The 2,576-nt window shown below is 60.9% G+C and carries 1 protein-coding gene and 3 pseudogenes; 3 read left to right on the top strand and 1 reads right to left on the bottom strand.

Features of this window, described 5'->3' with window-relative positions; genetic code table 11:
- Window positions 1–116: 116 nt before the first annotated feature.
- Window positions 117–1,281 (bottom strand): annotated as a pseudogene (locus HT737_RS10205) (1-acyl-sn-glycerol-3-phosphate acyltransferase).
- 142 nt (window positions 1,282–1,423) lie between these two features.
- On the opposite strand from HT737_RS10205, the gene HT737_RS10200 reads away from it, so the two are divergent.
- The 3 genes and pseudogenes from HT737_RS10200 to HT737_RS10190 all read left to right on the top strand — a co-directional run bounded on the left by HT737_RS10200 (window position 1,424) and on the right by HT737_RS10190 (window position 2,539).
- Window positions 1,424–1,606 (top strand): CPXCG motif-containing cysteine-rich protein, encoded by a 183-nt coding sequence (locus tag HT737_RS10200; protein WP_047296468.1) that lies wholly within the window; start codon window positions 1,424–1,426, stop codon window positions 1,604–1,606.
- A gap of 9 nt (window positions 1,607–1,615) precedes the next feature.
- Window positions 1,616–1,877, top strand: a pseudogene (locus tag HT737_RS10195) (putative signal transducing protein).
- Between the two features lie 37 nt (window positions 1,878–1,914).
- A pseudogene (locus HT737_RS10190) lies at window positions 1,915–2,539 on the top strand (SOS response-associated peptidase).
- The last annotated feature ends 37 nt before the right edge of the window (window positions 2,540–2,576 follow it).

Below are 2,576 nucleotides of genomic sequence, written 5' to 3'. Positions count from 1 at the left end.
TTTATCCCCCGATGGCCTGCGCAGCAGGCCCATAATTATTCAGGCAGAATCCTGGGGTCGCTTCGCGACCCATCGGGGATAAATCCCCTCGCCACAGTGTGATTTGCCAACAGTTTTTATAACGGCAACCCGGCTTTTACGCGGTACTGATTACGCACCGGCGTCGCATATTGCAGCACCAGATACGGACGGTGCTCCTCAGGGCAGGCATCCAGACGGCTCTGCCATTCTTCCTGCGCCTTGGCCAGTTCATCGGCGGGGAACAGCTCGGCAGCCTTCGGCACGTTCAGTTGCGGATCGGCGTCGGCCCACTGCGCATATGCCAGGTAATGCACCGGGAACAGGCGATAACCACCGAGAATCTGCTTGTCCATCTCGACCGCCAATTGCTTGGTGTCTTCGAACAGCTCGGTGATCGGCGCGGCGAAGTTCACATGCACCCGGCCCTTGTAGCCCGTAATGCCCTTGGCAATGCTCACGTCATCCTCGCCCCGGCGCCTTGGCGTAGGTGCCGGTGGTAGCGCGGATGTACAGCTCGCGGGCCTTGGCCTGGTCGCACGGGTCGTATTCGTAACTGATCGACACCGGGGTCAGGTTCAGCGACTGGATCACTTCGCCGAACGGCTCGTCCTTGCGGCTCATGTGGAACATCTTGAGGATCGCCGACTCGGTACGGTCGTCGCCGTCCTTGGCCCGGCCTTCGGCCTGCGCGATCCAGATCGAGGCGCAATCGTTGCGGATCGAGTGGTTGATATACGCCGACAGCAATTGATACGCCGCCATCTTCTCGCGGCGCCCGGTGATCGAACGGTGCACGATGAAGCTCTTGTTCAGGCGCATCAGGTCGCTGACAAAGGGCTTTTGCAGCAGGTTGTCGCCGATTGCGATGCGTGGCGTCGGCAGGCCGGCGTGGTACACCGCATAGTTGACGAAGGCCGGGTCCATCACGATGTCGCGGTGGTTGGCGATAAACAGATAAGCGCTGCCGGACTTGAATTGCTCGACACCCGTGTAGGTCACGCCGTCGGTGGCGCGCTCGATGGTGTGGTCGACGTAGGACTCGATCTTGTCCTGCAACGTCGCCACCGAGGTCACGCTGGCGAACTCACGACGCAGCCGATGGGCTATAAGGGGTTTGAGCATCCAGCCGAAGGCACCGGCAAAACGCGGGAAGCGGAAGTGGGTGAGGATATCTAGAAACGCCTTGTCGCCGAGCAGTCTTGCCAGTACCACAGGTACTTCGCTGTCGTCGTAAGGTCGGATGGCATCGAATTCGCCCATCATGCTCTCTTGTTGGAAACGGCTAGGGTAAGTAAAGGTTTTGATCGAAAACCAACGGGGCACGGTCTGAAAAAGTAGCCAGACAAAAATAGCCCTGCAAATAGACCGGCGATTATACGCACAAGTCACCTGGGAGACCGCGATGCTGGAAAGCGCACTGTATGAATGTCCGTATTGTGGTGAAGAGGTCGAAACGACGGTGGACCTGTCCGCAGGCGATCAGACCTACATCGAGGACTGTGAGGTGTGTTGTCGACCGATCACGTTTGTCTTGCAGGTTCACGGCGAGGACTGGTTTCTGGAAGTGTTCAGTGAAAACGAATGAGGGGCGCCCATGCAGCGAATCTACGAGCCGGAAAACCTGATGGAAGGCGAGATGCTCAAGGGCATGCTCGCCAGCGAAGGCATCGAGGCGCATCTGGTGGGCCGGGATCTGCTCGGCGGCACGGGGGAGTTGCCGATTTTTGGCCTGCTGGGGTTGTCGGTCGATAACGATCAGGCCGAATACGCCCGCGAGCTGATCACCGCGTACAATGCCGCGCTGCCGCTGCCCCGGCGATGAACCGGAGAGCTTCCCCGGGACGCTGGTCTGTTAGGCTGACGTTCGTTTTTATTGCTGAGTCGTGTTGCCCCATGTGTGGACGTTATGCCCTGTTTCGCTGGAACCGCGACTTCGCGGCTCTGCCCGGATTTCCCGCCGATCAGCAGGCGCAGTGGAATATTTCTCCCAATGATTCGGTGTTGATGCTGCGTGCCGAGGCCGACGGCCAGCGCACGCTGGCCCGCGCCCGTTGGGGGCTGACGCCGCCGTGGCTGACCGATCTGTCGAAAACCCCGGCGCATGCCCGGGCGGAAACCGTCGCCGAACAGCCGATGTTCCGTGAAGCGCTGCGCCTGCGCCGTTGTTTGCTGCCGGCCAACGGTTTCTACGAATGGCGCGGCAATCTGCGCAAGCGCCCGTACTGGCTGACGCCCGGGGAGGGTTCGTCGTTGTTTTTCGCGGCGATCTGGGAGGCGTACCCGGTGCAGGAACAGGTGTGGCTGAGCACCGCGGTCATCACCCAGCCGGCGGCCAGTCAGCGCCGACCGTTGATTCTCGATGAGGCGGGGCAGGCGGCCTGGCTCGATCCTGCGACGCCGTTGCATGTGCTGCAGGGCTTGCTCGCCAGTGAGCCGGCGGCGTTGCGCGAGCGGGTGCTGGCGAATCTGGTGAATGATCCGAAGCTCAATGGGGCCGGAGTGTCTGACCCCGGGTTGAGGTGAAAAGCGAAAAGATCGCAGCCTGCGGCAGCTCC

This window comes from Pseudomonas sp. MD195_PC81_125 (assembly GCF_014060985.1).
In the GTDB taxonomy this organism is placed as follows: domain Bacteria; phylum Pseudomonadota; class Gammaproteobacteria; order Pseudomonadales; family Pseudomonadaceae; genus Aquipseudomonas; species Aquipseudomonas parakoreensis.
The sequence above is the reverse complement of the archived record's forward strand: the minus strand, read 5'-3'. Positions and strand labels throughout refer to the sequence as shown.

Bases quoted from the DNA above. Each gene is read 5' to 3' on its own strand.
- HT737_RS10200 (WP_047296468.1), top strand. From the start codon at position 1,424: ATGCTGGAAAGCGCACTGTATGAATGTCCGTATTGTGGTGAAGAGGTC.